Raw genomic sequence first — 26055 nt, 5'->3', positions numbered from 1 at the left:
TGTAGTTGACTAGCTCTGCGACGTACGTCTCCGGCGTATCCTCATTTGTCTAACACGCCGTATACTGCTTCGCGCAACGCTTTTACTGCACAACTTACATTGTCCGCGCGACTGATAGCGGAAATAACCGACACACCGTCTGCGCCGGCACGAATGACATCAGCCGCATTGCCAGCCGTAATTCCCCCAATACCTACTATGGGGATTGTTGCATCTAATTGTCGCACACATGTAATTCCCGCCGTCCCTGTTGCCGGTGATGCATCGTCTTTTGAAATTGTAGGATACACCGGTCCGGTACCGATATAATCGGCTAACGCTACATTTGACTGTCTATACTCTTCTTCGTTACCTACAGACAAGCCGATGATTTTATCAGGAAATAATCGACGGGCCTCGACAATATCCATATCATCTTGGCCAATATGAATACCATCTGCATTAAGCTCTAAGGCTAGGTCAATATCATCGTTTACTAAAAAAGGAATGTCATAGGTTTTACAAAGTTGCTGTACCTTCTTGGCAAAGATTCGCTTTGCATCTCCGGTTAACGAGCCCTGCCCTTTTTCGCGCAGTTGAAACATCGTCACTCCACTGCGCAAGGCCGTTTCTATGGTATCCAACGGATCGTGCGGACAATCTTGGGTGCCGCAAATAAAATAGACTGCCAATGCTGGTCGTACGGGAATTCGTTTATATTCCATGCTATGCCTGCACCTCCTTATACAAACGTTGACGAACCGCTTCGTCCGTTACTGTATACAGTGCATCAATAAAATGTACCGCATAATGACCGGGACGATGTCCCAAAGGTGCTTCCGCCGCAAGCTCGCCGGCTACCGCATACATGCCCAGTGCTTCAGCACAGGCTTCATACGTATCATCAGCGGCCACACCTACATAAGCAGCTACGACTGCCCCTAACAGACAACCGGTTCCTACGACTTTCGGCATCATCGCCGATCCGTTGTGCAACAAGCAAACTTCCTTTCCGTTTGAAACTGCATCGGTTTCACCGGTAACAGCCACGGTGAGTCCATAGGTCTTGGCAGCAGCCCGAGCAATAGCTGCTACGTCCTCCGCAGCTTGCGAATCCACCCCTTTACTTTGTACCCTTTCCCCGATTAGGGCTGCCACTTCGCTGGCATTACCGCGAAGAACGGCAAAGCTATGCTGTTCTAATAATTCCAGGGCAATGCGTTTTCTAAATGCCGATGCGCCGCAGGCTACCGGATCCAACACAGCCGGCACGCCATACGCATTAGCAATCGTCATAGCCGCATGATACAACGCTTCCGACCGTTCATCGGCAGTACCTATATTAATTAACAGTGCTCCTGCATAACGCAATAAATCTTTTAAGTCATCGGCATGCGCGCTCATAGCCGGTGATGCACCGACTGCGATAAGACCGTTTGCCGTAAAATTTTTCACTACATCATTCGTCAAACAAATAACCAATGGCTGTTTGCTGCGAACGAGGTCCATATACTTCATGTACGTGTGTCCTTCTTTCTTGTTATCTCTTCTTTAACTCTAATCAATCGATGTATAACCGGCTTACCGGTGTATTCCTACATCACTCGTGATAAGCCATGTGATTTACCGGTCCGTGTCCCTTACCTAAGCCCGGATTTTCTTTGATGGCTGTCGTAATGAAAGCCTTGCCTACCGCCACTGCTTCGGCAATTGATTTGCCCTTTGCCAATTCCGCAGCAATTACGGCCGAGAAGGTACAGCCTGTACCGTGAGTATGCGGTGTATCGAATTTGGGCGATGTCCAGGTTCTTCGTTCTTCTCCCTTGACATATAAATAGTCGGTAGCATCCGCTCCGATATGACCACCCTTTATAATTACTGCCTTCGGCCCCATCTCCGTCAAAATTTCATGAGCCGCTTTATCAATATCTGCTTCTGTTGTAAGCTTGCGTCCTACCAAAAATTCCGCTTCCGGTAAATTAGGTGTAACCAATGTGGCCAGCGGCATAAGTTCACTAATCAAATGGTGACGGGCCTCTTCATCAATCAATGCATCTCCGCTGGTTGCCACCATAACAGGATCCATTACATATGGTGTTGCCCTTGATAAAAACGGTTTAATAACACGCATCATATCTGCCGTAGCCAACATACCGGTCTTAACCGCCATAGGGGAAATATCATCATACACCGCTTTTAGCTGTGCCTCCAGCATATCCAGTGAAATATTTTCAATGGCACGTACCCCCATCGTATTCTGCGCAACCACACTGGTCACCACAGCCATCCCGTAGACACCACGCGCCGTAAACGATTTTAAATCGGCCATAATACCTGCACCGCCGGTCGGATCCGTACCGGCTATTGTCAACGCTGTTGCTAATTTCATACTGTTACCTCCTTGCTTCACATCGTTTATAACGAATACAATCCATGGCGTAAACGTTCCAACATTCCTTTACGCTCTAATACATACAAAATCAGAACGGCCATGAACGAACCGGCTGCCGTACTTGCCGTAAAGGAAATAATCAACGTCATAATCGCCATTTCTTTTCCCAATAAAAATGCAGCAATAGGATAGCTGATGATAGCTCCGATAATTCCGGTACCCACCACCTCTGCACAGGCCGTCAACACAATATTATTTGTGTATCGATATGTAAGTCCCGCTAGAAATGCACCGACCATGCTCCCGGGAAAGGCTAATGGTGAACCCAGCCCCAATAGATTTCTTAAGCATGATGTGCCAAAGGCGGCCGACACATTGTAGCGTGCACCTACCAACACTGCGAGTATAACATTAATCATATGCTGCACCGGAAATATTTTGGCACCGCCAATAGTAACATGAAATGTTGACAGCGCCACACCGATGGCAATAAACATAGCTGCGATAATACTTTTCTTCATACAACACACCTCCAAATAAAAAACACCTCCGCCGGAATGGTGAGGTGTCCCTACTGTACGGTACACCACTTTCCTACGCCGGCATTATCCGGATCAGGTCAAAGGGATTTGACTGGTGTCAATCTCAGCAGTTAGCACCCCTAGTGGCTTATCCTATGAATTTAATTCAATTATAACAACAGCCGTCTAATCTGACAAGGTACAGAGGCATTACAAAAAGGGCTCCCCCTCATTACGAGAAGGAACTCTTTCGTGTAATCTATGACTTATTACAGAATGTTACGCACATATTCTGCATATTTTGCTTCCAAGAGAGGCATTTTTTCATTCATTTCTACCTGTAAAGCAGAAGCCGTATCATAGTCTTTCGCCGCAATGGCTTCGGTGATACGAGTAAACAAGCTCTTAGCCGTAGCAGTATCCTTAGCCAAATAGATGCGCAATTCGTTTACAGCATCCCAACGAGCTGTATCTACTACATCGTCCGTAGTATGAACCGGCTTCATAGCACGTACCGCCTTGATGTTAGCCGGTACAATACGATTAGCCAATTCCAACGTCCAACGAGTCATGACACCGGCGATGAAAGAATCCATCAAACGACGGCTGAATGCATTCCCGCGGCTGAGTACATCCACTTTTTCCGGATGGTTTTTATAGCCCAACACATTTTCCCATACCGTTGCCGGCGGTTTACCAAACATCACATCGCGTTCTTCCTGCGTGTAATCTTCGAACACATCTTTTTCGGAACGATATGCACGACCGGTTTCCAGGTAATCCGTTACATCTTCCGGTGCCTTGGACAATTCATCAAGAAGCTGTGCCGGAGTCTTACCGGAGTTAATTACATAGCTCATGCCGTCAAAGGCAGCTAAGTACATCAACGCCAAAGCAGTGTATGTATTAGTGTACGGATTCGGGGAACGCAATTCAAAACGCGTTGCCATCGGATTATCGATATCACGAATCAGACCGCAAAGAATGGTACGGTTACGGCTCGGCACGCTGGGATCTTCACCGATAGAGGTTACGATACAAACCGGTGCTTCGAAACCGGGTTTCAAACGATTCAAAGAGTCTGTCGTAGAGGAAATGAACGGGTTAATAGCTTCATAGTTTTTAAGAAGACCCATGATAGCGCCGATGCCCAACGGACTCAAGGCAGCCTTTTTCATATCTTCCGGCGAGAAGAGATTAACCATCTTGCCGTTCTTCAATTTAGCCATCAAACCAAAATGAGTATGTTCACCGGAACCGGCTACGCCAATAATCGGTTTTGCCTGGAAGGTTACATCAAGACCGTTTTCGCGGAATACTTCGCGAACAATGATACGCGCCTGCAATTCGTTATCTGCCGTCTGCAAAGGGTTGCTCGTATATTTCCAGTCGATTTCCAACTGTTCCAATACATGATCCATGTGACCTTCGTCATCGATTTTACCCTTAACGCCGCCTACTTCTTTGTGCCCCATTTCTGCGTGTAAACCATACTGATCAAGGCGTTCTACCGCCTGTTCCATCGCAGTACGTACGGCACCATGCGTACGCTGCCAATATTGTTCCTGCAATTTCTGAGACGTAGACAATTCTTTTGTGCTAACCACCTTAGACGGTGTTTTAACCCAGAATTCCAATTCCGTAGCTGTAGTGAAGTAAATATCAGCGATGTCTTCGCCCTTTACATGATCCATGCCCGGAACATAGTTATTTTTAAGCATAGCCAACAATTCGGATTTTACGTAATCTACACTGCGTTTTAAAATAGAGCGAGAGTCTACATATTCATCGCAGTGCATAAGGAAGGCCGGAATGCGAAGAGTACCTGTAGGCAATCCTGTCATAGGGTCGAGGTTTTCATAATTATAATCAATAAACCAATTTACACTGGCATCGGCCCACATATCAACGCGCGCATTATTGAGCGTAGCAATGTCCGTTAACACAACGGAGGAGCCGTCGGTTTGTACCATGCGTCCTTCGAAGAAATCTTCGTAGTCATCAAAGAACATGGAAATTGGAATTTTTTCATCCGTATCGTTACCTGCCAAGTCAACACCTACCAACGATACAAATTTAATTTCCGGGTGCTGTTCCAGTAAAGCCAAAACCCCTTCTTTACCATACTGCCCTGCCGGAATGTAATACAATAATTCGTTTGCCATAATAGCTCCTCCATTCACTGTTTTCTCAACTGGTCAAATAGCAAAAAGACCCCTTACCCATTGCATTACACAATAGGCTAAGGGGTCTTCATTGACCAGTATTATCTTTTACGGAAATACTATCATATTTCCTAACTGTATGTCAATAGCTTAGCCGTTAATTTTCGCAATCTCCTGACGAACAATGGTATTAACCAATTTCCCGTCAGCTCTGCCTTTTGTTTGCGGCATAACCTTTGCCATTACATCTCCCATCTTAATCGGTGCAGTCATTTCACTGAGCACAGCCGTTACGATGTCGCGAATTTTATCTTCGCTAAGCTGTTCCGGCAAATATTTGGTAAGCACGGCCATTTCGGCTTCTACCTGAGCTATCAAATCATCACGATGTCCTTTTTTGAATTCTGCCAAAGAATCTTGACGAAGCTTCATTTCCTTTGCCACGATCCCCATAACATCCGTGTCATCAAGTTCTCGTTTTTCATTGATTTCTACATTTTTTATTGCGCTATTAACCATTCGGATAACCGATAATGCTGTCTTGCCCGCTTCGCGAGCCTTCATAGCGTCTTTCATATCCGCTTTAAGCTGATCTTTTAAGGACATACAATGCCTCCAAGATAAATCTTATCCTCTGAATTTGCGTTTGCGCGCTGCTTCAGATTTTTTCTTTCTCTTTACGCTCGGTTTTTCGTAGTGTTCGCGTTTTCTTACTTCAGACAAAACACCCGCTTTTTGGCAGGAGCGTTTAAAACGACGAAGAGCACTTTCAAGCGTTTCGTTTTTACCGACTTTAATTTCAGACATCTATATCCCTCCCTCCAAAATGTTTTATGGAAGTGCAGGTATTTATATATACGCACATAAGCTTATTATAATAACTTGAACTAAGTTTGTCAATATTAGCAGCCTATATCCGCATAGCCTACACCTTTCTCATTAGGACAGGAGTACATGTATCCGAAGATGGTTATTACCTGTGATTATGCATCAGGCCAACCGAACTCTTGACCGCCCAATACGTGGGCATGCAGATGGAATACCGTCTGCCCTGCTTTCGCACCGGTATTCAAAATTACACGGTATCCGTCGGCAGAGATTCCCAGTTCCTTCGCTACATCGCGAATAAAACTGAGCATGCCGTCAACATACGATTCATTTTTATCTGTTAGGTGCGCGATATTCGCTACATGTTTCTTCGGAATAACCAATACATGTACCTTCGCCACCGGATTTATATCGTAAAAGGCAATGAAATTTTCATTTTCCAGAACTTTATTGGACGGTATTTCTCCGGCTGCAATTTTACAGAATAGACATTCGCTCATGTGTCAACCCTCCTTATGCTATGCAATCGTTACAAACTCGCCATCTACGGAGACAACCGTACCACCGACAATATCGCCTATCTGATACTCGGCATCTCCCTTTTTTATTCTACCGTGAATGTACTCATTAGTAAAGCCTTCGTACCAACCGTCTTCCTCACGTTCAATAAGAATTTCTGCCGGTTTACCTACAAGATTCGCGGCAAATGTTTGTAATCCTAAACTGCCTTGTTCGTTTAAAAGAGCAACGCGTGTTTTCTTAACGGCTTCCGGTACTTGATTATCCATAACGGCTGCCGGTGTACCTTCGCGTTTTGAATACGGGAAGGCATGAATATGAGTAAATCCAATTTCTTTTACCGTATTTAATGTTTCTTCAAAAAGCTCATCCGTCTCACCGGGGAATCCCGCAATAATATCCGTTGTCACCGAAAGACCGGGGATGCGCGCCCGTAAATTTCGTATAAGCGCCTTGTATTCATCCAATGTATAGTGGCGATTCATCGCTTTTAATATCGCATCCGATCCGGCTTGTAACGGTAAATGCAAATGGGAACAAAAGCGTTTTTCCGTCGCCATAAGTTCTACCAGCTCCGGTGATACCTCTACCGATTCGATGGATCCCAAACGAATGCGTTCCAATCCATCGATAGTAAGTAATTCTTTTACAACGGCAGCCAGATTAGGACGCCCCGGTAACTCCACGCCGTAATTTCCCAAGTGAATGCCGGTAAGTACAATTTCATGGTAGCCATGATCTACCAAACGCTGTGCTTCTTGCTTGATATCGTCAACACGCCGCGATTTCAGCTTACCTCGCGTGTAAGGAATTATGCAGAAGGAGCAGTAGTTATTACAGCCTTCTTGAATTTTCATAAAGGCACGAGCCTTATCGATTTCATTACCGTACAAAGGCATTTCCTCGAACGTAGCTTGCTCCATAATATTGCGCACCGCATTGATTTGCTTTTCCGTTGTTTCCAGCTGTTCCACCAATTCTACAATTTTATGGCGGTTGTTCGTTCCGATAACCAGGTTAACCCCATCAATGGCTGCAATCGCATCAGGTGCCAGCTGTGCATAACAACCGGTAACTACAATGTACGCATCTTCATTGGTTCGCTTTGCTTTCCGAATCAGTTGTCTTGATTTTCGTTCCCCCATGTTCGTTACGGAACATGTATTAATCACATAAATATCAGCCTTGCTGTCAAAATCAACCGGCTCATATCCTTTTTGAATAAATAATCCTCGCATAGCATCCGTGTCATATTGATTAACACGACAGCCCAGCGTTGTAAATGCTACTGTTTTCATCTCAGCTCCTTATACATCAAACTCTCATCGACTGACAGTTTATACATACCTTATCTATTTCTGCCCGCTTAGCTTCGTTGGCTCTCATTTCATATAATGATAAGAAATCATACTCACCGCAGCAACAGCCGCTGTTTCGGCACGCAAAATATTGGAACCCAACGATACAGGATATGCACCTACAGACATCAACGCCTCAATCTCGGAAGCATCAAAGCCGCCTTCGGGCCCGATGATAATCCCGATACGGTCACAGCCTGCGAGAGTAGCCTCTTCGAGACGTTCCCGCAACGTATGTTTATCTTCGTCTTCATAGGCAACCAGCCACCGAATATTCTCTTCTTCCGCGCAGACATTATGCATAGACTCAGGTATTACTAACGACGGCAACGCCATTCTCCCACATTGCTGCCCTGCTTCGCGAATAATTTTTTCCCAACGAGCCGTTTTACCTGCTAGTTTATCGGAGGTATATTTTGCAACGCAGTTTTCGGTTTTTACCGCATATATGCGATTTACGCCAAGCTCAGTTGCCTTTTGCAATACCCATTCAAAGCGATCACCTTTTAGAAATGCTTGCATCAATATGATTTCGGGCCCATCAGCCATGTCTTCGTCACAATAGCGAATACAATGTGCACGGGCGCAACCATCTTCAACCGCTATAATTTGGTAAACCCCACTGCGACCGTCACTACCGCCTACAACAACGGGCTTGTCCTGTGGATGTCGAAACACGCGCAATAAATGATGGGTCTCTTCGCGTGGGATAACAATAGCATCGGCCAATGGCGTAGGTATAAAAATCTTCTTCATAGGTAATTACTTTGCCTGCACAAGTGCCAACGTATGCCACGGCCCTTTAACAAGCTCCTCCTTTATTTGCCAATGCGCCGTAATATACGGCATGATTTCTTCATAGCGTTCATCAATAATCCCGCTGACAATAAGTATACCATCTTTAGTCATTTTTTTGCTAATCCCGGGCAATACAATTTTCAACGGATCTACAGTAAGATTGGCCATGACTAAATCAGCTTTACCATGAAATTCACTATCTAAATCACCGCAATAAATGGTAGCGTCCACAGCATTGGCCTTGCAGTTTTTTTGTGCCTGTACAGCTGCTTCCGGATCAATGTCAACACCAATTAATTCGGGAATTCCCAACACATGTGCAATTAACAATAATACAGCCGTACCCGTACCGATATCCAAACATACCTTCTTTTCTTTACCGTATTTTGCCATCAGCTCCGCACAAGCCTGCGTCGTCTCATGTGCGCCCGTTCCAAAAGATAACTCCGAATCAATTTCAATAATCGTTTCTCCCTCGGAAGCCTCATACGCTTGCCATGCCGGTTTAATAATTACGCCAGGTAAAATTTCCGTGGGCTGTATGTATTGCTGCCAACTGTTATACCAATCATCATCGGTAACCGTCTTAGTAGTTACTTCATCATAATTAATCTTCGCTCGGCTCAACTCATTTTCAACACGTTCTTGCCAAGCAGCTTCCGGTATATTCGCATCACCGTAAAATACTAAACGAACCTTGTCAGGCTCCTCCGGTACATCCTCTTCAATACTTCCGTTTACCGTCAGAGTATCAAAAAGAGTAGTCACCTCATCGATGACTACTCTATCTGCGGTAACGGAGATTTCAATCCATTTCATCCGTTCACCTCATGTGTCATTTATCTAAATCCAGTGCATCCTTTAATTTCTCACCGAGATTTTTCAATAAACTTTTACTTACCTTAAGTACCGAAACATCCTCTTTACCTTCCTTGGCAAATTGAAGCAATAGCTGGCGCTGCTTATCGCTAAGCTTCTTCGGTGTTTCTACAGTAACGCGAATATGTTGATCCCCTCTTTGCTTAGGATTACGCAAGTACGGAATACCTTTGCCCTTAATACGGAATACGGTACCGGTTTGCGTTCCTTCAGGAATCTTCAATTCTACTTTACCATCCAAGGTATTAACTAAAATCGTAGCTCCTAGTGCTGCCTGTGCAAAGGTAATGTTGGCCTTGCTTACCACTTCATTACCTTGTCGTTCGAACTCGCGATGCGGGCGTACGTAGATATATACGTACAAATCACCCTTCGGGCCGCCTTTTGTTCCCGGTTCGCCTTCACCGGCTACACGCAGGCGTGAACCGTTATCCACACCGGCAGGGATTTTGATTTCAATTTTACGTCGTGCCACGGTTTGACCGGAGCCATGACATTTCGAACAAGGTTTTTCAATGTGTTTACCGCTGCCATGACAAGCCGAACAGGTTCTTGCTGTCCTAATCTGACCAAACGGTGTATTCTGAACAACCGTTTCCTGCCCCGTACCATGACAACGCGGGCAAGTTTCTACCTTGCTTCCCGGTTCGCCGCCGGTACCATGACAATGATCGCAATCTTCATGACGCTGAATTTCGATAACCATTGACTTACCGAACGCAGCATCTTCAAAGCTGATATCAACGTCTTGACGTAAATCGGCACCTTTCTGCGGACCTTGCGGTTCATGCCCGCCACCGCCGAAAAACATATCAAAAATATCGCCGAAGCCGCCACCGCTGCCAAAGCCTCCGAATCCGCCTTGACCACCAAAACCACCAAATCCACCGGCACCGGCGCCTCCACCTTGGGTGAAGGCTTCGTGCCCGTACTGGTCGTATTGTGCGCGTTTAGTTTCATCGGACAAAACTTCATACGCTTCATTGGCTTCTTTAAAACGTTCTTCCGCTTCTTTCGGATTATCACGATTCACATCGGGATGGTATTGACGTGCCTTCTTGCGGAAGGCCTTTTTTATTTCATCTTGTGATGCATTTTTATCTACGCCAAGGACTTCATAGTAGTCTTTTGCCATCGTCTACCAGCCCTTCTTAGTTCTTTTTATCGTCTTTAACTTCGGTGTAGTCTGCATCAACTACATCATCCTGTGCCTGCTGCTGAGCACCGCCGTTTGCCTGAGCACCTTCAGCTCCGGCTGCACCGGCAGCCTGTGCCTGTTCGTACATCTTTGTAGACAACTCATACAACGGTTTCGTCAATGCTTCGCTGTCTTTCTTAATTGCTTCCACATCATCGGCTTCGATAGAAGCTTTCAATTTATCTTTTGCCGTCTTAACCTGTTCAAGCACAGCTGCATCGGCCTTACCTTCAAAGTCCTTCAATGCTTTTTCAGCCTGGTAAACCAAGGAGTCTGCATTGTTTTTAACTTCGATTTTTTCTTTTCTAGCTTTATCTTCAGCTGCATGTGCTTCTGCTTCTTTTACCATGCGATCGATTTCATCCTGCTGCAATCCGCCGGAGGAAGTAATCGTAATAGCCTGTTCCTTACCTGTGCCGAGGTCTTTAGCTTTTACATTAACGATACCGTTAGCATCGATGTTGAAAGTAACTTCAATCTTCGGTACCCCACGCGGAGCTGCCGGAATTCCGGTCAATTCGAAACGACCCAACGTTTTGTTATCTGCCGCAAAGTCGCGTTCACCCTGCAATACATGAATATCTACGGACGGCTGATTATCTGCGGCCGTGGAGAATACCTGACTCTTGGAAGTCGGAATTGTCGTATTGCGGTCAATAATACGGGTAAATACGCCACCCAATGTTTCAATGCCAAGGGACAATGGAGTTACGTCGAGAAGCAATACGTCCTTAACTTCACCAACCAATACGCCGCCTTGAATAGCAGCACCGACAGCTACGCATTCATCCGGGTTAACATTCTTCGTAGGTTCTTTGCCCAATACGCGCTTGATAGCTTCCTGAACAGCCGGAATACGGGAAGAACCGCCTACCAAAAGAATCTTATCAATTTCATTTACAGACAAACCGGAATCAGCCAATGCCTTACGGGTCGGTTCGATAGTTGCTTCTACAAGGTCACGAGTGAGTTCTTCGAACTTAGCACGGGTTAAGGTCAAGTCCAAATGTTTCGGGCCGGTAGCGTCGGCGGTAATGAATGGCAAGTTGATGTTTGTGCTCATAACGCCGGATAATTCAATCTTAGCTTTTTCAGCAGCTTCTTTTAAGCGTTGATCGGCCATTTTGTCGTTGGATAAATCAATACCTGTTTCCTTCTTGAATTCTTCAATCATCCAATTCATAACGCGTTGGTCGAAGTCATCGCCGCCTAAGTGGTTATTACCGCTGGTTGCTTTTACTTCAAATACGCCGTCGCCTAATTCCAAAATGGACACGTCAAAGGTACCGCCGCCCAAGTCAAATACGAGCACTTTACCTTCTTCATCTTTATCTACTCCGTATGCCAAAGCTGCTGCTGTCGGTTCGTTGATAATACGGAGTACATCAAGACCGGCGATAGCACCTGCATCTTTAGTTGCCTGACGCTGGCTATCGGTGAAGTATGCCGGAACCGTAATAACAGCCTGCTTTACTGTTTCACCTAAGTATGCTTCTGCGTCAGCTTTCAACTTCTGCAATACCATAGCAGAAATTTCCTGCGGCGTATAGCTCTTGTCATCAATCGTTACTTTATAATCACTACCCATGTGACGTTTAATGGAAGAAATCGTACGTTCCGGATTGGAAACAGCCTGACGTTTCGCCAACTGACCTACCAAGCGTTCGCCATTTTTGGCGAAACCAACTACGGACGGAGTCAAACGAGAACCTTCCTGATTTGTGATTACGACCGGTTCGCCGCCTTCCATAACAGCAACAACCGAGTTTGTTGTCCCTAAGTCAATACCAATTACTTTTGCCATGTTACATGACCTCCTACTACATTTTTACTTTATATCAAACAATTTGTGTATTTACATTATCCATTGTGAACTACCTTAACCATAGCCGGGCGCACGGTGCGACCATCTACGGTATAGCCTGTCTGCAATACTTCACACACAGTATCATCCGGATATTCATCGGACTCAACACGCATGATAGCCTGATGGAAATTAGGATCAAATGGCTGTCCTACTGCTTCGATAACGGCCAATCCGTGTTTACTGAGCATAGCCATGAGATTCTGATGAATCATAACAAAACCATCCAAGAACGCCTTCGTTTCCGGTGTAGTCGGTACTGCCAAAGCCCGCTCGAAATTATCCAGTACACTGAACAAATCTTTCATTACGTCGCCTTTTACAAAACCTGCCAACTGCTCCTTCTCCTGAGCGGTCCTGCGTTTAAAATTCTCAAAGTCAGCTTGCAAACGAGTATACCGTTTTTCCCACTCCGCCAAAGCTTCTTCTGCTGCTTGTGCTTCCGCTTCCACAGCCTCTGCCTCCGGAGCTTCGTCAGTAATTTCCGGCATTTCGTCTGCCTGCACCTCTTCGACTACCTGTTCTTTTTCCTTCATTTCCTCTGTTGACATTCGGTGAATCACCTCATTACTTTCTATTCGTCGATGATGCCAATGCATCTATAAACTGTTGCATATACGTTAAGATTCCGATGATTCGACCGTACTCCATACGCGTCGGTCCCAAAATTGCCAATGTGCCAATTTTTTCTTTATCCCCACCGAAATCCGCTTGTATCAAACTCAAATCTTTTAACGGCTCCGCCTCGTTTTCTTCACCAATGCGAATATCAATACCATCATGAGATTTGCCTTGCAACAGCCGGCTCAACTGATCCTGTTGTTCCAACATTGACAATATCGGCTGTACCTTTTTTATATCTTTAAACTCCGGCTGTTCCAACAATGCTGTTGTTCCCACGGAGTAAAATAGCTTGCGTTTAGCAATGGCACGGTGTAATGCCGCCGCCATTTCTTCGAGCAATCGCTTCGGTCCTTCGATAATTCGAACCGTTGCCTTTAAGCTGTACAGGCTCAATTCACTGATAGGCGAATCCTTTAATGCATTGGCAAAACGCATTGCCGCAGCATGTAACTCTTCCTCAGCCACCGGTTCTTCGAAATACATAGGTTCATTATCCAATGCACCTCGATCGGTTACGACCACCATTACTGCCCGTTGTGAATCAATAGGCAAAATGTGTATAAACTTGATGGTTGAAGAATCATGCGCCGGTGCCAAGAACAAGCTCATATTGTGACTAATGTTAGATATTAGCTTTGCCACATTTAAAAAGAACTCATCAAAGCTTCCCGGTTTAGCTTGCCAAAGTCTGTGAATTTCTTCAGCATCTCCTCGCTCAGTACCTGTTCCATGAATCATCGAGTCTACATAATATCGATATCCTTTTGCGGAAGGAATACGCCCCGCCGAAGTATGAGGCTGTTCCAAAAAACCTAAGTCCTCCAAATCGGACATCTCGTTACGAACCGTGGCCGGGCTAATTCCCAGATCATAGTTCTTAGCTAATGTTCGGGAGCCTACCGGCTCGGCCGATCGTATGTAGTCTTGAATGATAGCGTGTAAGATGCGTCGTTTTCGTTCATCCATAATCACACCTCACTTATTAGCACTCACTACCATCGAGTGCTAACTACAGGTAATATATTATCATATAACATTAAAATGTCAAGGCTATATTTTTCCGAAACTCTGCATTGCGACTGTTTAGTCAAAAGGGCAAGACAACTCTTTGCCCTTTACAGATTTCTGTTCTAACGCCTTGACATCTATGCTTCATATTAAATTCTTACATACCTTGTGACGCAGCACCTTCTACACATGTAAGCTTCTGCCACAATTTATTTGATTCCGCTGCCTGTTAAGAATATATTGTAGTTTACGTTTTCAACTTCAAAGACGAATTCTTCATTCCGCGAAAGGATTTCCCAATCGTTCTAAACAATGATCAAATTTTTCTTTCGGTAATGCATTCGCCTTATACCACGATAGGAGCTCTGCAATTTTTGTTTCCGCTTCTTCGGGACTTAATCCCTTCAGCAATACTTCACCACCCTTTGGACGATTTCCGCTTTTGCCGCCGGCTACCAACACAAATCCATCGGGCAATCCATACACACCGATATCTTTAATCATCGATTCGGCACAGCACCTTGTGCATCCGCTAATGCCAATACGAATTTTATTAGGCATTTCTTCCCCGAAATAGTTTGTGTCGATAGCCTTTCCCAAAGGTATGGTCTGCATAAAAGCATGACTGCATCCATCCGTGCCGCGACAAGCGACTACGGAGTTCACTGCATTATGCTTGACCGGATACACGCCTTCCGGTAATGCCGCCAGAATAGCAGGCTTATCCTCTTTTTCTATATCGTAAATTTGAATTCCCGTTACAACTACACGAAGCTTGCCATTGTATCGCTCCGTCAAATCCATAATCCCCTTCAGCTGTTCCATCGAAAACTCACTGAATAACGAATGAAGAATAACTGATGTCTTCATAATGTAACTCCTTAGTCAACCACTGTACTTACCGTAAATCCATAGCACAATCCATAAAAGGTAGAGAACGCACATACAGAGACAGTCTATATAATGTACTTCCTATCTATTGCTAGCCTCTTGATGATTCGCTATGAGCAATCATTTTTACTTGTAACATACTTCTATTGTACAGTTTAGTGACCTAAGTCACATAATAACTATTTTTCATAATAATATCGAATAGCAGCGACAGCCATAATCTTTGCCCCGATAACAGCGCGACGATACCCCTCATCAGATCCTGCGGCTGCTGCAAAAGCAGGTGTATGAATCTCTAAACCATCCCCGATATTTAATGTCGGTTGTACCGTAGGAATATCATGTGATACATTGCCTACATCGGTACTGCCATCGGCTTCATCCTCCGGTAGCAGACGTGGCTCAAAGCCAAACTCTTTCATCGTATCTCCTACAATGGAACGCAGGGTCAAATCTTCTTTCATTTCTTTAAACAAAGGCTCGTAATGCTCTGTTTCAACAGCAGCCCCTATTTCCGCGGCCGCCTCGGCCGCTGCGTTACGAATACGTGGTAATACAACCTCTTCCAAATGGTCAACCGTATGCGATCGTACCGTTAAGCGAACCGTTGCCTTGTCAGGAATTACATTCGGAGCTTGTCCTGCTTCCGTAAAAATCGCGCCGATAACGGCTGCACTGCCAAATTCATTTTTAATATCCATAACCTTACGATAGAACACAACCGCCGCATCCAATGCATTAATTCCCCTGTCGACTAACGAAGCTACATGAGCCGAACGTCCGGTAAAACGTACTTCTAAGGGATGCGTAGCTAACGAAGTCCCACCTAATTCATTACATCCGCCGGGATGAATAATAAGTGCCGCATCATAGGGTTTAAATAAGCCTGCTTCACTCATAAACACCTTGCCGCCAACCGTTTCTTCTGCCGGACAACCGAAAAAGGTAGTCACTACCTCCGGCATAGCTTCACTAAAACCAACAGCTGCGCCGATACTCATCATAGCAATAAGATTGTGACCACATCCATGCCCCAGCCCCGGTAATGCATCATATTCCCCGAGAAAAGCCATTTTATATGCATTATTCAACAACCGACCCTGACTAGAGATATCATTACTATCATACTGTCCCTGTTCTGTGCCGCCTTTATCGGCACGCAGCGCGGTTTTCAATATGGGATAGTGTCCGTTCTCGCTAAGATCTTCACGTACAGTAAATCCTTGTTCATCTAAATAGGCACTAACCGCCGTCACCGCATAATGCTCTTCGCCCCCCAGCTCCGGATGGGCATGTAATCGTTTAGATACATCAATCAAGCCTTCCGCAATACGGTCAATCGTCCGAACGGCAATTTTTTCTCGCTGTATACGCTCTGCTTCTTTTTTATTATCAACAATATAGCTCACCGGTATTTTACCTCCTATCCATTATTTTATGTCCATGAAATACATCCGTTTTCAATATGTACCCATTGCCCGATAGGCAACGCCTTATGAGGTGCTCCGTGGCCCAAGGGGATATGCCCGATAAAAGGAATATCGCCCGTGGTACGTCCCTCCATTGCATACGTAATGATCATGCGTTCCATATCATAGATTTCATTAGTATCTTCATCCTTGCAATCGGTAAAAGTACCTAGCAAAATTCCTCGAACAGATCGTAATATTCCCTGCAGACGAAGTTGTTGTAATAACCGATCCAATTTATACGGAGGCTCACCAATGTCCTCCAATATAAGAATCGCTTCTTGCCATTCCGCCAAGCTAGGCATATATGCGGTACCGCTAATACTGCAAAGCACCGTAGCATTGCCGCCCCAAAGGCGACCTTCAATCCTACGAGGGAATAAAGAGGGACGCTCCTGTAACTCCGATAACTCATCATTACCCGAAGCATCTCCATCGTTACTCAGTAGGACTTGTTCTTTTTTTCGTCCTTCCAAAAGGTCCCATAAATCAGCCACATCACTTTCGCGACCTGAACGTAGCCAATCCACCCCCATCGGCCCGTGATACGTAACTAACCGGCTATGCACACCGATAGCTTGCAACAATGACGTACAGTCGCTATAGCCTACCAAAGGCTTGGAGGCACGCCGTATTCCGGTATAATCCAATCGATCCAAGTAGCGCGCACAACCATAGCCGCCGCGAACGGCCACTACGGCATCACAAGACGCGTCCGTCAAAAAATAATTTAATTCATTTGCCTGTTCTTCCGGTGTTCCCCCATATTCGCCACGGCGAAAACAAGACTCACCGAATACAGCCCGGTAACCGGCTGCCTCCACCAGTGCGCGTAATGCATCCATATCTTCTTCACTGGCTGAAGCCGGTGCGGTGAAGGCAATTGTCATGCCCGGTTTTATTTTTGCCGGATAACACCAGTCCATGTAAATCTCCCTTCTACCTGTTGTACTTTTATTTTCTATACGTATGTTTAAAATCCACGGTACCCAGTATTGACCAATTATATCCATCAATAGCTTCGTTTGCCACATAAGGCGTAGTCGTGAAATAAATAGGAATAATCAGTGATTCATCAAACATCATTTTCTCTGCTTCGTGCATAAGCGCCATGCGCTCGCCTACATCCGTTGTGGCATGAACACGGTCCATCAATGCATTATAAGCCTCACTGTGGTATTGCGCATCATTGGCCGGATCGGAGAATACGTCAAAGAAGGTTTGCGGATCCGCATAGTCACCAATCCAAGATGCTCGTGCTACCTGATAGTGTCCGGCTTCACGGTTGGCCATAAATACTTTTGTTTCCTGATTCTGTAACGACACATCCAGACCTAATTCATTACTCCATACGGCTTGAATTGCCTCAGCAATGGCTTTATGCATTTCATTCGTGTTGTACAAAATCGTAATCGGCGGTACCGGATGGCCGGGACCGTAGCCGGCCTCTGCTAATAGTGCTTTTGCTTCTTCTACATTTTTGGAAACTAAATTACCGCCTTCATGGCGAAAATCTTGTCCTGTTGCTTCGTTCGTAAGTCCCGGCGGTACAAAGGCAAACGCCGGAATTTTACCGCCATGTACAATCGTGTCGACAATTGCTTTGCGGTCGATAACCATAGACAATGCACGCCGTACCTTAGGATTATCAAAAGGAGGCGCTGTCACATTGTACACATAATAGTAGGTGCCCAATGAAGGTTTTACTTTAAACAAACCTGCCTTTGTCAATCGTTGTTGATCGGCTACCGGCGGCTCCGTCGTCATGTCCGCTGCCCCGCCTTCCACTAAAGTAAGGCGCGTACTCTGTGATTCACTGACAGGCCACTCCATTGATTTCAATCGCACTGCCTTAGCATCCCAATAGGTTTCGTTCTTTACAAAATCCAACTCTGCATTATGCTGCCATTTAGTGAGTATAAACGGACCATTGCCTACAATAGTTTTAGCATCGGTTGCCCATGTATCGGGGTGCGCTTCTACTATATCCTGCCGTACCGGATAGTACGCGTGAAATGCGGTAAGCCCGATAAAATAAGCCGCCGGTGCTTCCAACTGCACCACTAACGTTCTATCGTCAATAGCTGTTACCCCTACATCTGCTGCGGTTGCTTTTTCCGTATTGTAAGCTTCACCATTTTTAATGACATATAACATATATGCATTGGAGGCAGCAACGGTCGGATTCAATACACGCTTCCAAGCATATTCAAAATCATGAGCCGTCAAAGGCTTTCCGTCGGACCAGGTAAGGCCTTCACGCAGCCGGAAGGTGTAAGTCATTCCATCATCGGATACCGTCCAACTTTCAGCAGCCGCCGGCTCCGGCAAATCCTTAGCATTCAGACGCGTAAGGCCTTCAAAGATAGCCAGCTCCACATCCGACTCAGGCAATGTTGATGACTTAGCCGGATCCAACGTAGATGGCTCTTGCTCCAGTGCAAAACGCAGGGAATCGGGAGCTATGTCACTGCTGCGACCGCATCCTCCAAGAAGCAGCGCCGTTGCCAACAGCATAGTTGCCACTAATTGCCACCATTTCTTCATAATCATACCTCCCAGAGTCACACGGGTAATTTTTCTTCAATAAATGCTTTACAACATCGTCCCATACGCGCTGTTAGCTGAATGGCTTCATCATTATCCATATTTGAAATGAGAACAACCAAACCAAAGTTGCCATTCATCAGCGGCAGTATCCCACCATCGTGTTCCACTCTATCAAGACAACCTGTCTTATGATGAAACGGTACTTCTTCGCCCCAATGAAACGGAAGCTTATCCCGAAATTGTTGACGGCCCAATATTTGCCACATTTCGTGGCCGCCTACGGATTGTTCCCGTATTTGGAAAATAGCATCCAACAATACAATCATATCGTAGGCAGTAGTGACATTCTCTTCACCGCGTGCCGCCGCTGCCGTATCCATCATGTATCGTTTCAAGCTTGTCTTTGCCGCACCGTACTTTTTAGCGGTGTCATTAATAAAGGTCATGCCCAGTGTACGAATCAACAAATTGGTTGCCCAATTATCACTGAGCACCATCATTAAGCGGCAAAGCTCCAACACAGAAAATGTATGATTTCCCTGCAACTCCTGTAATGCACCGCCACCTTCAACGCGCGGTGTAGCCGTCAATGCAATTTGATCGGTCAAAGCCAACTTCTGCTGCGACACAGCTTCAAATACGGAAAGCATAATTAAAATTTTTATCATACTGGCCGATGCATGAACAGTATCTTCATTGCGCGCTGCCACATAGCGCACCGGCTCTTCGTCATCATGAATGGTCACCATATACGATATCGTCGCCTGCGGAGCATATTCTTTGATTATGTCATCCAACTCTGTTTGCAGCCCTTTTCCGGCTAACATACATTCCATATCCTCACTCCTATCTTTTCCAGCACGCTACTCTGTGAACATCATTGCCCGTTAACTGCGGCCACGCTTCCATGCACCGTTCCTCCTTCTCGGGACAACGCGAAACAAACGGACATCCTTTTGGTTTTTGTAGAGGGCTCGGCACCTCACCTTGCGGTACCGGACCGATGGGCATCCGCGGTGCAATGGGTTGGTGCAGACGTATCAACGCTTGTGTATAGGGATGCAACGGATGATTGTATAACTCTTCCGTCGTTCCTTCTTCTACCACGTACCCTAAATACATGACCGCAATGCGATGGCTCAGATAACGTACCATGGATAAATCGTGTGAAATAAACACATAGGATATATTAGTATCTGCCTGCAGTCGCTCTAGTAACGTAATAATTTGCACCTGAATTGATACATCTAATGCTGAAATAGGCTCGTCACAAATAATACAAGACGGATTACTGATTAAGGCCCGTGCAATTCCCACACGCTGTCGTTGCCCGCCGCTGAACTCATGGGGATAGCGCTCGCTGTATGACGGTCGTAATCCAACTTGCTCCAATATGCCTCTAATTCGCTCACTGCGCACTGCTGCCTCCTTCACTCCCATACGCCGTAACGGCTCTTCCAAGGTCTGTCGCACCGTCATGCGCGGATTTAGCGATGCGTAGGGATCCTGAAATACCATTTGAAAGGTATGATGTAATGTTTTCCGCGCCGTTTCCGTATCTATCGCCCGATCACCGACGCGAAGTATACCCGACGTCGGTGCGTATAATCCCATAAGAACACGGCCGAACGTAGATTTACCACAACCCGATTCGCCAACAATGCCCAATGTTTCTCCCGGAGCTTGCTGCAAGGAAATACCGTTTAATGCATATACGGTTTTTTCTTTACCCGAGAATATACCACCCGGTGTATTAAACTCCTTGGTAATTTCCTCCGTTTGCCATATATAATCCATCTATTTCACCTCCGGACGATACAGCCAGCATGCAACTTGATGCGGACACTCCCTTGTTTGTTGATGCTCCCGAACATGCTGTACCCTCTCTCTTTTTGAATATTCATCAGATACATTACTGTTTGTCGGCGCTATTCGAGCACAAATGCGCATTGCTTTATGACAACGCGGATGAAACGCGCAACCGGTTGGCATGTGGTAACTATCCGGCGGCTGCCCTTCTATAGCAGTTAGCGTGCCGTCGGTTTCACTTTCCGGCAAAGAAGATAACAACCCCTGCAAGTAGGGGTGTGCCGGCGAAGTTAACACGGCTTCAATACTACCTTCCTCAATAACAGTTCCCGCATACATAACAGCGACACGATCACATAAACGGGCTATGACGCGCAGATTATGCGAGATAATAATCATCCCCATTCCCTCTTCGCGGACTAACTTCTGCAAGAGTAATAAGATTTGTGCTTCCGTTGTGACATCTAATGCTGTCGTTGGTTCATCTGCCAATATAATTTTCGGTTTACCTGCCAGCGCCATAGCAATCACCACGCGCTGCCTCATACCACCGCTTAACTCGTGCGGATATTGATTACGGCGCCGTTCCGGTTCGGGGATTCCCACCTGTCGCAATAAATGAATCACCTCTTCCGCAATCCCTTCCGTCATTGACCCCTTCTGATCCGATCTGCGCCGCTTCTGACGTAGCCGAATCACTTCTTCCAACTGCTTGCCAATAGTTACGATAGGATTTAACGCCGTCATGGGGTCCTGAAAGACCATGGCTATGTCCGTTCCCCGTAAGGTACGCCAATCACTTTCTGTAAAAGACCGGCAGTCATGCCCCAGCACCGTATGCTCCGCCGCCTCTACCGTTGTAATAGCTGTAGGCCAAAGCCCCATCATCGCCTGTACCGTTACGGATTTACCACAGCCCGACTCACCGACGATGCCCAAGATTTCACCGGCCGCCAACCGAAGTGATACATCACGCACCGCCTGCACCGGACCGTTGAAGGTAGAAAAGGTTACATGCAATCCTTTCACACGTACAATATCACTCATTTTGTACCTCCTTCCTTCGGATCCAGCGCACTGCGCAAACCATCACCAAAAAAGGTAAAGCCTAACATGGTAATGCCGATAGCCAATGCCGGAAACAACAGTTGATACGGATACGAACGCATCGAATTAATACCTTCTGCCGCTAACACACCCCAACTAGCCATAGGTGCATTAACACCAAGCCCGATAAAACTCAAAAAAGCTTCTGTAAAAATAGCCTCCGGAATTGCCAGTGTCATAGTAATAATAATCGGTCCCATACAGTTAGGTAGAATGTGGCGGAACAAGACTGTCATAGGAGATGCTCCCATAGAACGCGCCGCCAACACATATTCTTCTTCTTTCAATTTAATAATTTGACTTCGCACAATACGTGCCATAGTCAACCAATATGCAATACCGAGAGCAATAAAAATAGATGTTAATCCCGGTGATAACACAACCATCAATAAAATAACATACAGCAACAATGGGATGCCGTATAAAATATCTACGATAGACATCATCAAGCGATCGACACGTCCGCCCAAATAACCGGCCACCCCACCGTACACTACGCCGATAACCAGATTGATAGCCGCTGCAACGAAACCGACCGCTAAGGAAATACGCGCTCCGTACAAAACGCGAGTATATAAATCACGGCCCAGCGTATCAGTGCCAAACCAATGACTGGCAGACGGTCCTTGATTTGCTTCCAGTAAATTTTGTTGCGCATAGGTATACGGCGAAAACCATGGTCCGATAATGGCGGCTACAACCATGATACAAACAATGATCATACCTAATACGGCTAACTTATTTGCTTTTAACCGTTGCCACGGGCCGGGGCGTGTGATAAGCTCAGCCGATTCATCACAACGCATTGGCTGCAACGGTAAAAAATCTTCCTTACTATACATATTAATCACGCCTCCTTCCTACGGTAACGCGCGGATCGATAAGAGGATAAACAATATCCACTAACAAATTAAACGCCACTACCAAAGCACTATAGAACATCGTAACTCCGAGGATAACCGTATAATCACGATTGTAAATAGAGGTAACAAAATATTTACCCAAACCGGGAATGGCAAAAATAGTTTCTACGATAAAGCTGCCTGTAAACAAAGCCGCTGCCAACGGTCCGATATAGGTAATAACCGGAAGGATTGCATTGCCCAGTGCATGATGCCATACAATCTGAAATTGACTTAGCCCTTTGGCTCTGGCTGTTTTAATGTATTCCTGCTGTAGTACTTCGATCATGGTAGTTCTGGTAAGGCGCGCAATAAATGCCATCGGCTGTGCTGCCAATGTAAGGATAGGTAATACCATATAGGACGGCCCCTTCCACAAGGCTACCGGAAAAATGGGCCATACAAATCCCAACCAATAGACAAGTACAGCGCCGATAATGAAGGTAGGTACAGATATGCCTAATGTTGAAAAAAACGTCACGCCGTAATCAATCCAAGAGTTGGGTCGTAATGCGCTGATAACACCGGCTATTACACCGCCTACGAGCGCCACCACCAATGCACCAAGGCCCAGCTGTGCCGATACGGGAAAGGATTCCGCGACAATATCATTTACGCTGCGACCGATATATTTATAAGACGGTCCCAAATCACCCTTAACAATCTGTCCCATGTACTCCGTATACTGTTGCCACACCGGTCTGTCCAAATGGTAGGTAGCTTCTATACTCGCCTTAATTTGCGGAGGCAATTTCTTTTCTTCCGTAAAAGGACCGCCGGGGATAGCATGCATTAATAAAAAAGTAATGGTTATGATAGCCCACATGACTACTATCGCACCGGTCAATCGTTTAACCAAGTACATACCCATTTGTTTCACGCTCCTCATCTTGGTAATGCTCTGATACTTTTAGTTTTTACTATTGTACCATATTATAGAACATTATCATCCTAGCTTTATCAAACACCTCTCATGTATACATTATGCGTTTTGTGTCTCTTGCGTCTTGCATCTGTCCTCTCTTGAATTTTCTTTCTGTATATTTACCGTTGGCATCAATTCTCCTATAATAGCAACATGCCTAATAAAGGAGGTCGTATATATGAATCTATCTGTTCGTGATATCGTTTATATCGGTGTTCTTTCCGCACTATGCGCCATCGCCACATCAATATTAATTCCCTTACCCAATGGCGGCATGGTCCACCTTGGATCAGCGGCACTCTTCACCATCGCTGCTCTGTTCGGCGGAATGTACGGAGCCTTAGCAGGTGCCATCGGTTCGGCCCTGTTCGATCTTGTTATGGGGCACTCCGCCTATACTCTTTTTTCTATCGTAATTAAAGGCCTTGCCGGATTATTTGTAGGACTTATATTGGTAGGTATGCGTCCCCGTCCCTTTTATCAACTCACCTATAGCCTGGGAAAGCTTATCCTGGCTCTTATCATCGGTTCCGTTTGGACTGCCTTTGGATATTGGATTGCTTGGGCCTATGTCCTCAACAGTATGACGGCTGCCACCATCCGTTTGCCCGCTTCTTTTCTCACCAGCGGTGTAGGTTGTGTCATCACCTTATTTTTAGTGCGCGCCCTATTGCGACAGTTCAAAAAACATTGATACAGTTCAAAAACCATCAATCGTTAATTTCTATTTAAATATAGCCATTACAGATAGTAATTACCGATTATGTATCCCATGGCAGTAATTGCTATGTATACTATGACTGTAATTGCTATGTATACTATGACTGTAATTGCCGGTCATAGTATACACTGTATTATAAATTCTTATTGTGAATACTGCTCTCCCTATTGACACCATTTCATAAATTTAGTATTATGTACGAGTAACACATGGGGGTATAGCTCAGCTGGGAGAGCGCTTGAATGGCATTCAAGAGGTCAGCGGTTCGATCCCGCTTATCTCCACCATCAGTTAAAAAGAAAAAGAACGGTATTGCATATACTTGCAGTACCGTTCTTTTTTTCAAATAAATTCTGCAAACACATGATTTCCGTATTTAGCACCGAGCCGTGTTAAATGCCAAGAATCCTCACGCCGTTCGAGAAGTTGTTGTCTTGTCAATCTCTCCAATATCTCGCCGTACGTGTCTTCCAATGATCGGCGAAAGATTTCTTCAAATGTCTTGGCATTCAATCCCCATTTAGTCCTAAGCGCAAGAAAACAAAAATCTCCCATCGCACGTGCTACATCAATAGCAACCTCTTCTATAAGGGGAAGCCGATGATTGCGCAAACGATTGACATAAGGTACTACATACCCTTCGTTTTCACGACGCACTCCCTTGTAAAAGGAATGGGCCCCGGCACCGAATCCCAAGTAGTCCTTATACTGCCAGTACCGTAAATTATGGCGGCTGTATGCACCACAGTTTGTAAAATTAGAAATCTCATACCGTTCAAAGCCGGCCTCGGCCAATGTATCCAGCATGCAATCATACATAGACTCGGCAGCATCCTCATCGGGTAAGCAAATTCTCCCCTGCTCTACCTGTGCATGCAAATTGGTTCCCGGCTCCAATTGTAATCCGTAAATCGAAATATGCGTAATCGGTAACGCAACGGCGGTCCGCACTTGTCTGCGTATATCTTCCACCGATTGTCCCGGTAAACCGTAAATCAAATCAATATTAATATTCTTAAATCCTGCCTCAACCGCTTCATATACTGCCCGGTGTGCTTCTTCAGCCGTATGGCCTCGACGCAAAAGCTCTAACAAGGCATCGTCAAAACACTGCACGCCATAGCTAATCCGATTATATCCCAGCTCACGTAATCCCTTCACATACGCGAAAGACAATTCTCCGGGATTGGCTTCAATCGTCGCTTCTACATTGGGCTTCCATGTAAAATACTGCGATACCGCGCTCAAAATCTTACCCAACTGCTCCAATGATAATTGCGTCGGTGTACCCCCGCCAAAATAGATGGTATCCACCGGAATCTTCGTGCATTCCGGATATTGCTCAACCCATAATTCAATTTCGTGACAAAGGGCTTCCACATACTCATCATAATATGCCTGCAGTCCTTCATAAGCCGCAAAATCGCAGTACGCACATTTATGTCGACAAAACGGGATATGAAGATAAATCCCCATATCCCGTCCTGTCGAGTCGGTCGTTACACAGGGTGTATCCATTACCGTACTCCTTATTATGTAATCCACATT

At 45.5% G+C, this 26055-nt stretch carries 26 protein-coding genes, 1 tRNA gene and 1 riboswitch; of the genes, 2 read left to right on the top strand and 25 right to left on the bottom strand.

Annotated features, from left to right (window positions below):
- Positions 1-41: 41 nt before the first annotated feature.
- The 24 genes from thiE to Q5873_RS01760 form a co-directional block, all read right to left on the bottom strand.
- Positions 42-704 carry a thiamine phosphate synthase gene (gene thiE, locus Q5873_RS01875; protein ID WP_303059048.1) on the bottom strand — a complete coding sequence of 221 codons (663 nt, stop codon included), beginning with the start codon at positions 702-704 and terminating at the stop codon, positions 42-44.
- A 1-nt stretch (position 705) separates the two neighbouring features.
- Positions 706-1497 (bottom strand): hydroxyethylthiazole kinase, encoded by a 792-nt coding sequence (thiM, locus tag Q5873_RS01870; protein ID WP_303059047.1) that lies wholly within the window; start codon positions 1495-1497, stop codon positions 706-708.
- Positions 1498-1579: 82 nt separating this feature from the next.
- The gene (thiD, locus tag Q5873_RS01865) at positions 1580-2368 is read right to left on the bottom strand and encodes a bifunctional hydroxymethylpyrimidine kinase/phosphomethylpyrimidine kinase (RefSeq protein WP_288190627.1); all 789 of its coding nucleotides are present in this window, start codon (positions 2366-2368) and stop codon (positions 1580-1582) included.
- Between the two features lie 26 nt (positions 2369-2394).
- Positions 2395-2892, bottom strand: a complete 498-nt coding sequence (thiW, locus tag Q5873_RS01860; protein WP_288190626.1) for an energy coupling factor transporter S component ThiW — start codon at positions 2890-2892, stop codon at positions 2395-2397.
- A gap of 53 nt (positions 2893-2945) precedes the next feature.
- Positions 2946-3044, bottom strand: a riboswitch (TPP riboswitch).
- Between the two features lie 117 nt (positions 3045-3161).
- Positions 3162-5057, bottom strand: coding sequence for a type I glutamate--ammonia ligase (locus Q5873_RS01855; RefSeq protein ID WP_303059046.1), 1896 nt, complete (start codon positions 5055-5057; stop codon positions 3162-3164).
- Between the two features lie 150 nt (positions 5058-5207).
- Positions 5208-5663, bottom strand: coding sequence for a GatB/YqeY domain-containing protein (locus Q5873_RS01850; RefSeq protein WP_288190624.1), 456 nt, complete (start codon positions 5661-5663; stop codon positions 5208-5210).
- A 21-nt stretch (positions 5664-5684) separates the two neighbouring features.
- The gene (rpsU, locus tag Q5873_RS01845) at positions 5685-5864 is read right to left on the bottom strand and encodes a 30S ribosomal protein S21 (protein ID WP_028255933.1); all 180 of its coding nucleotides are present in this window, start codon (positions 5862-5864) and stop codon (positions 5685-5687) included.
- Positions 5865-6040: 176 nt separating this feature from the next.
- Positions 6041-6385, bottom strand: a complete 345-nt coding sequence (locus Q5873_RS01840; protein WP_303059045.1) for a histidine triad nucleotide-binding protein — start codon at positions 6383-6385, stop codon at positions 6041-6043.
- A gap of 18 nt (positions 6386-6403) precedes the next feature.
- Entirely contained in the window at positions 6404-7702 is a 1299-nt protein-coding gene (mtaB, locus tag Q5873_RS01835; RefSeq protein ID WP_303059044.1) for a tRNA (N(6)-L-threonylcarbamoyladenosine(37)-C(2))-methylthiotransferase MtaB, read from the bottom strand.
- An 84-nt stretch (positions 7703-7786) separates the two neighbouring features.
- Complete coding sequence (locus Q5873_RS01830; RefSeq protein WP_303059043.1) at positions 7787-8518, bottom strand: RsmE family RNA methyltransferase; 732 nt, start codon at positions 8516-8518, stop codon at positions 7787-7789.
- 6 nt (positions 8519-8524) lie between these two features.
- The gene (locus Q5873_RS01825) at positions 8525-9379 is read right to left on the bottom strand and encodes a 50S ribosomal protein L11 methyltransferase (protein WP_303059042.1); all 855 of its coding nucleotides are present in this window, start codon (positions 9377-9379) and stop codon (positions 8525-8527) included.
- Positions 9380-9395: 16 nt separating this feature from the next.
- On the bottom strand, positions 9396-10574 hold the full coding sequence (dnaJ, locus tag Q5873_RS01820; RefSeq protein ID WP_303059041.1) for a molecular chaperone DnaJ: 1179 nt from the start codon (positions 10572-10574) through the stop codon (positions 9396-9398).
- A 16-nt stretch (positions 10575-10590) separates the two neighbouring features.
- Positions 10591-12441, bottom strand: coding sequence for a molecular chaperone DnaK (dnaK, locus tag Q5873_RS01815; protein ID WP_028255939.1), 1851 nt, complete (start codon positions 12439-12441; stop codon positions 10591-10593).
- Between the two features lie 56 nt (positions 12442-12497).
- Entirely contained in the window at positions 12498-13052 is a 555-nt protein-coding gene (gene grpE, locus Q5873_RS01810; RefSeq protein ID WP_028255940.1) for a nucleotide exchange factor GrpE, read from the bottom strand.
- 16 nt (positions 13053-13068) lie between these two features.
- Positions 13069-14091, bottom strand: coding sequence for a heat-inducible transcriptional repressor HrcA (hrcA, locus tag Q5873_RS01805; RefSeq protein WP_205087083.1), 1023 nt, complete (start codon positions 14089-14091; stop codon positions 13069-13071).
- 318 nt (positions 14092-14409) lie between these two features.
- Positions 14410-15003: an NAD(P)/FAD-dependent oxidoreductase gene (locus Q5873_RS01800; protein WP_288760076.1), complete on the bottom strand. Its 594-nt coding sequence runs from the start codon at positions 15001-15003 to the stop codon at positions 14410-14412.
- Between the two features lie 200 nt (positions 15004-15203).
- Positions 15204-16433 (bottom strand): amidohydrolase, encoded by a 1230-nt coding sequence (locus Q5873_RS01795; RefSeq protein WP_303059040.1) that lies wholly within the window; start codon positions 16431-16433, stop codon positions 15204-15206.
- Between the two features lie 26 nt (positions 16434-16459).
- On the bottom strand, positions 16460-17419 hold the full coding sequence (locus Q5873_RS01790) for a S66 peptidase family protein (RefSeq protein ID WP_303059039.1): 960 nt from the start codon (positions 17417-17419) through the stop codon (positions 16460-16462).
- A gap of 28 nt (positions 17420-17447) precedes the next feature.
- Positions 17448-19040: a peptide ABC transporter substrate-binding protein gene (locus Q5873_RS01785; RefSeq protein WP_438364088.1), complete on the bottom strand. Its 1593-nt coding sequence runs from the start codon at positions 19038-19040 to the stop codon at positions 17448-17450.
- A gap of 17 nt (positions 19041-19057) precedes the next feature.
- Positions 19058-19879 (bottom strand): serine hydrolase, encoded by an 822-nt coding sequence (locus tag Q5873_RS01780; RefSeq protein ID WP_288190175.1) that lies wholly within the window; start codon positions 19877-19879, stop codon positions 19058-19060.
- 10 nt (positions 19880-19889) lie between these two features.
- On the bottom strand, positions 19890-20840 hold the full coding sequence (locus Q5873_RS01775; protein WP_303059037.1) for an ABC transporter ATP-binding protein: 951 nt from the start codon (positions 20838-20840) through the stop codon (positions 19890-19892).
- Entirely contained in the window at positions 20841-21899 is a 1059-nt protein-coding gene (locus Q5873_RS01770; RefSeq protein WP_303059036.1) for an ABC transporter ATP-binding protein, read from the bottom strand.
- Positions 21896-22801: an ABC transporter permease gene (locus Q5873_RS01765; protein WP_438364087.1), complete on the bottom strand. Its 906-nt coding sequence runs from the start codon at positions 22799-22801 to the stop codon at positions 21896-21898. The genes Q5873_RS01770 and Q5873_RS01765 overlap by 4 nt, the downstream gene beginning before the upstream one ends.
- Before the next feature lies 1 nt (position 22802).
- Positions 22803-23732 carry an ABC transporter permease gene (locus Q5873_RS01760; RefSeq protein WP_288301181.1) on the bottom strand — a complete coding sequence of 310 codons (930 nt, stop codon included), beginning with the start codon at positions 23730-23732 and terminating at the stop codon, positions 22803-22805.
- A 232-nt stretch (positions 23733-23964) separates the two neighbouring features.
- Here Q5873_RS01760 and Q5873_RS01755 point away from each other — a divergent pair, with 232 nt between their 5' ends.
- Positions 23965-24480 (top strand): ECF transporter S component, encoded by a 516-nt coding sequence (locus Q5873_RS01755; protein ID WP_303059035.1) that lies wholly within the window; start codon positions 23965-23967, stop codon positions 24478-24480.
- Between the two features lie 238 nt (positions 24481-24718).
- Positions 24719-24794 (top strand) — tRNA-Ala (locus tag Q5873_RS01750).
- A gap of 55 nt (positions 24795-24849) precedes the next feature.
- On the opposite strand, the gene hemW is transcribed toward Q5873_RS01750, so the two are convergent.
- Positions 24850-26025, bottom strand: a complete 1176-nt coding sequence (gene hemW, locus Q5873_RS01745) for a radical SAM family heme chaperone HemW (RefSeq protein ID WP_303059034.1) — start codon at positions 26023-26025, stop codon at positions 24850-24852.
- Between the last annotated feature and the right edge of the window lie 30 nt (positions 26026-26055).

The organism is Veillonella magna (assembly GCF_959600285.1).
GTDB lineage: Bacteria > Bacillota > Negativicutes > Veillonellales > Veillonellaceae > Veillonella_A > Veillonella_A magna.
This window is presented reverse-complemented; position numbering and strand designations above follow the sequence as displayed.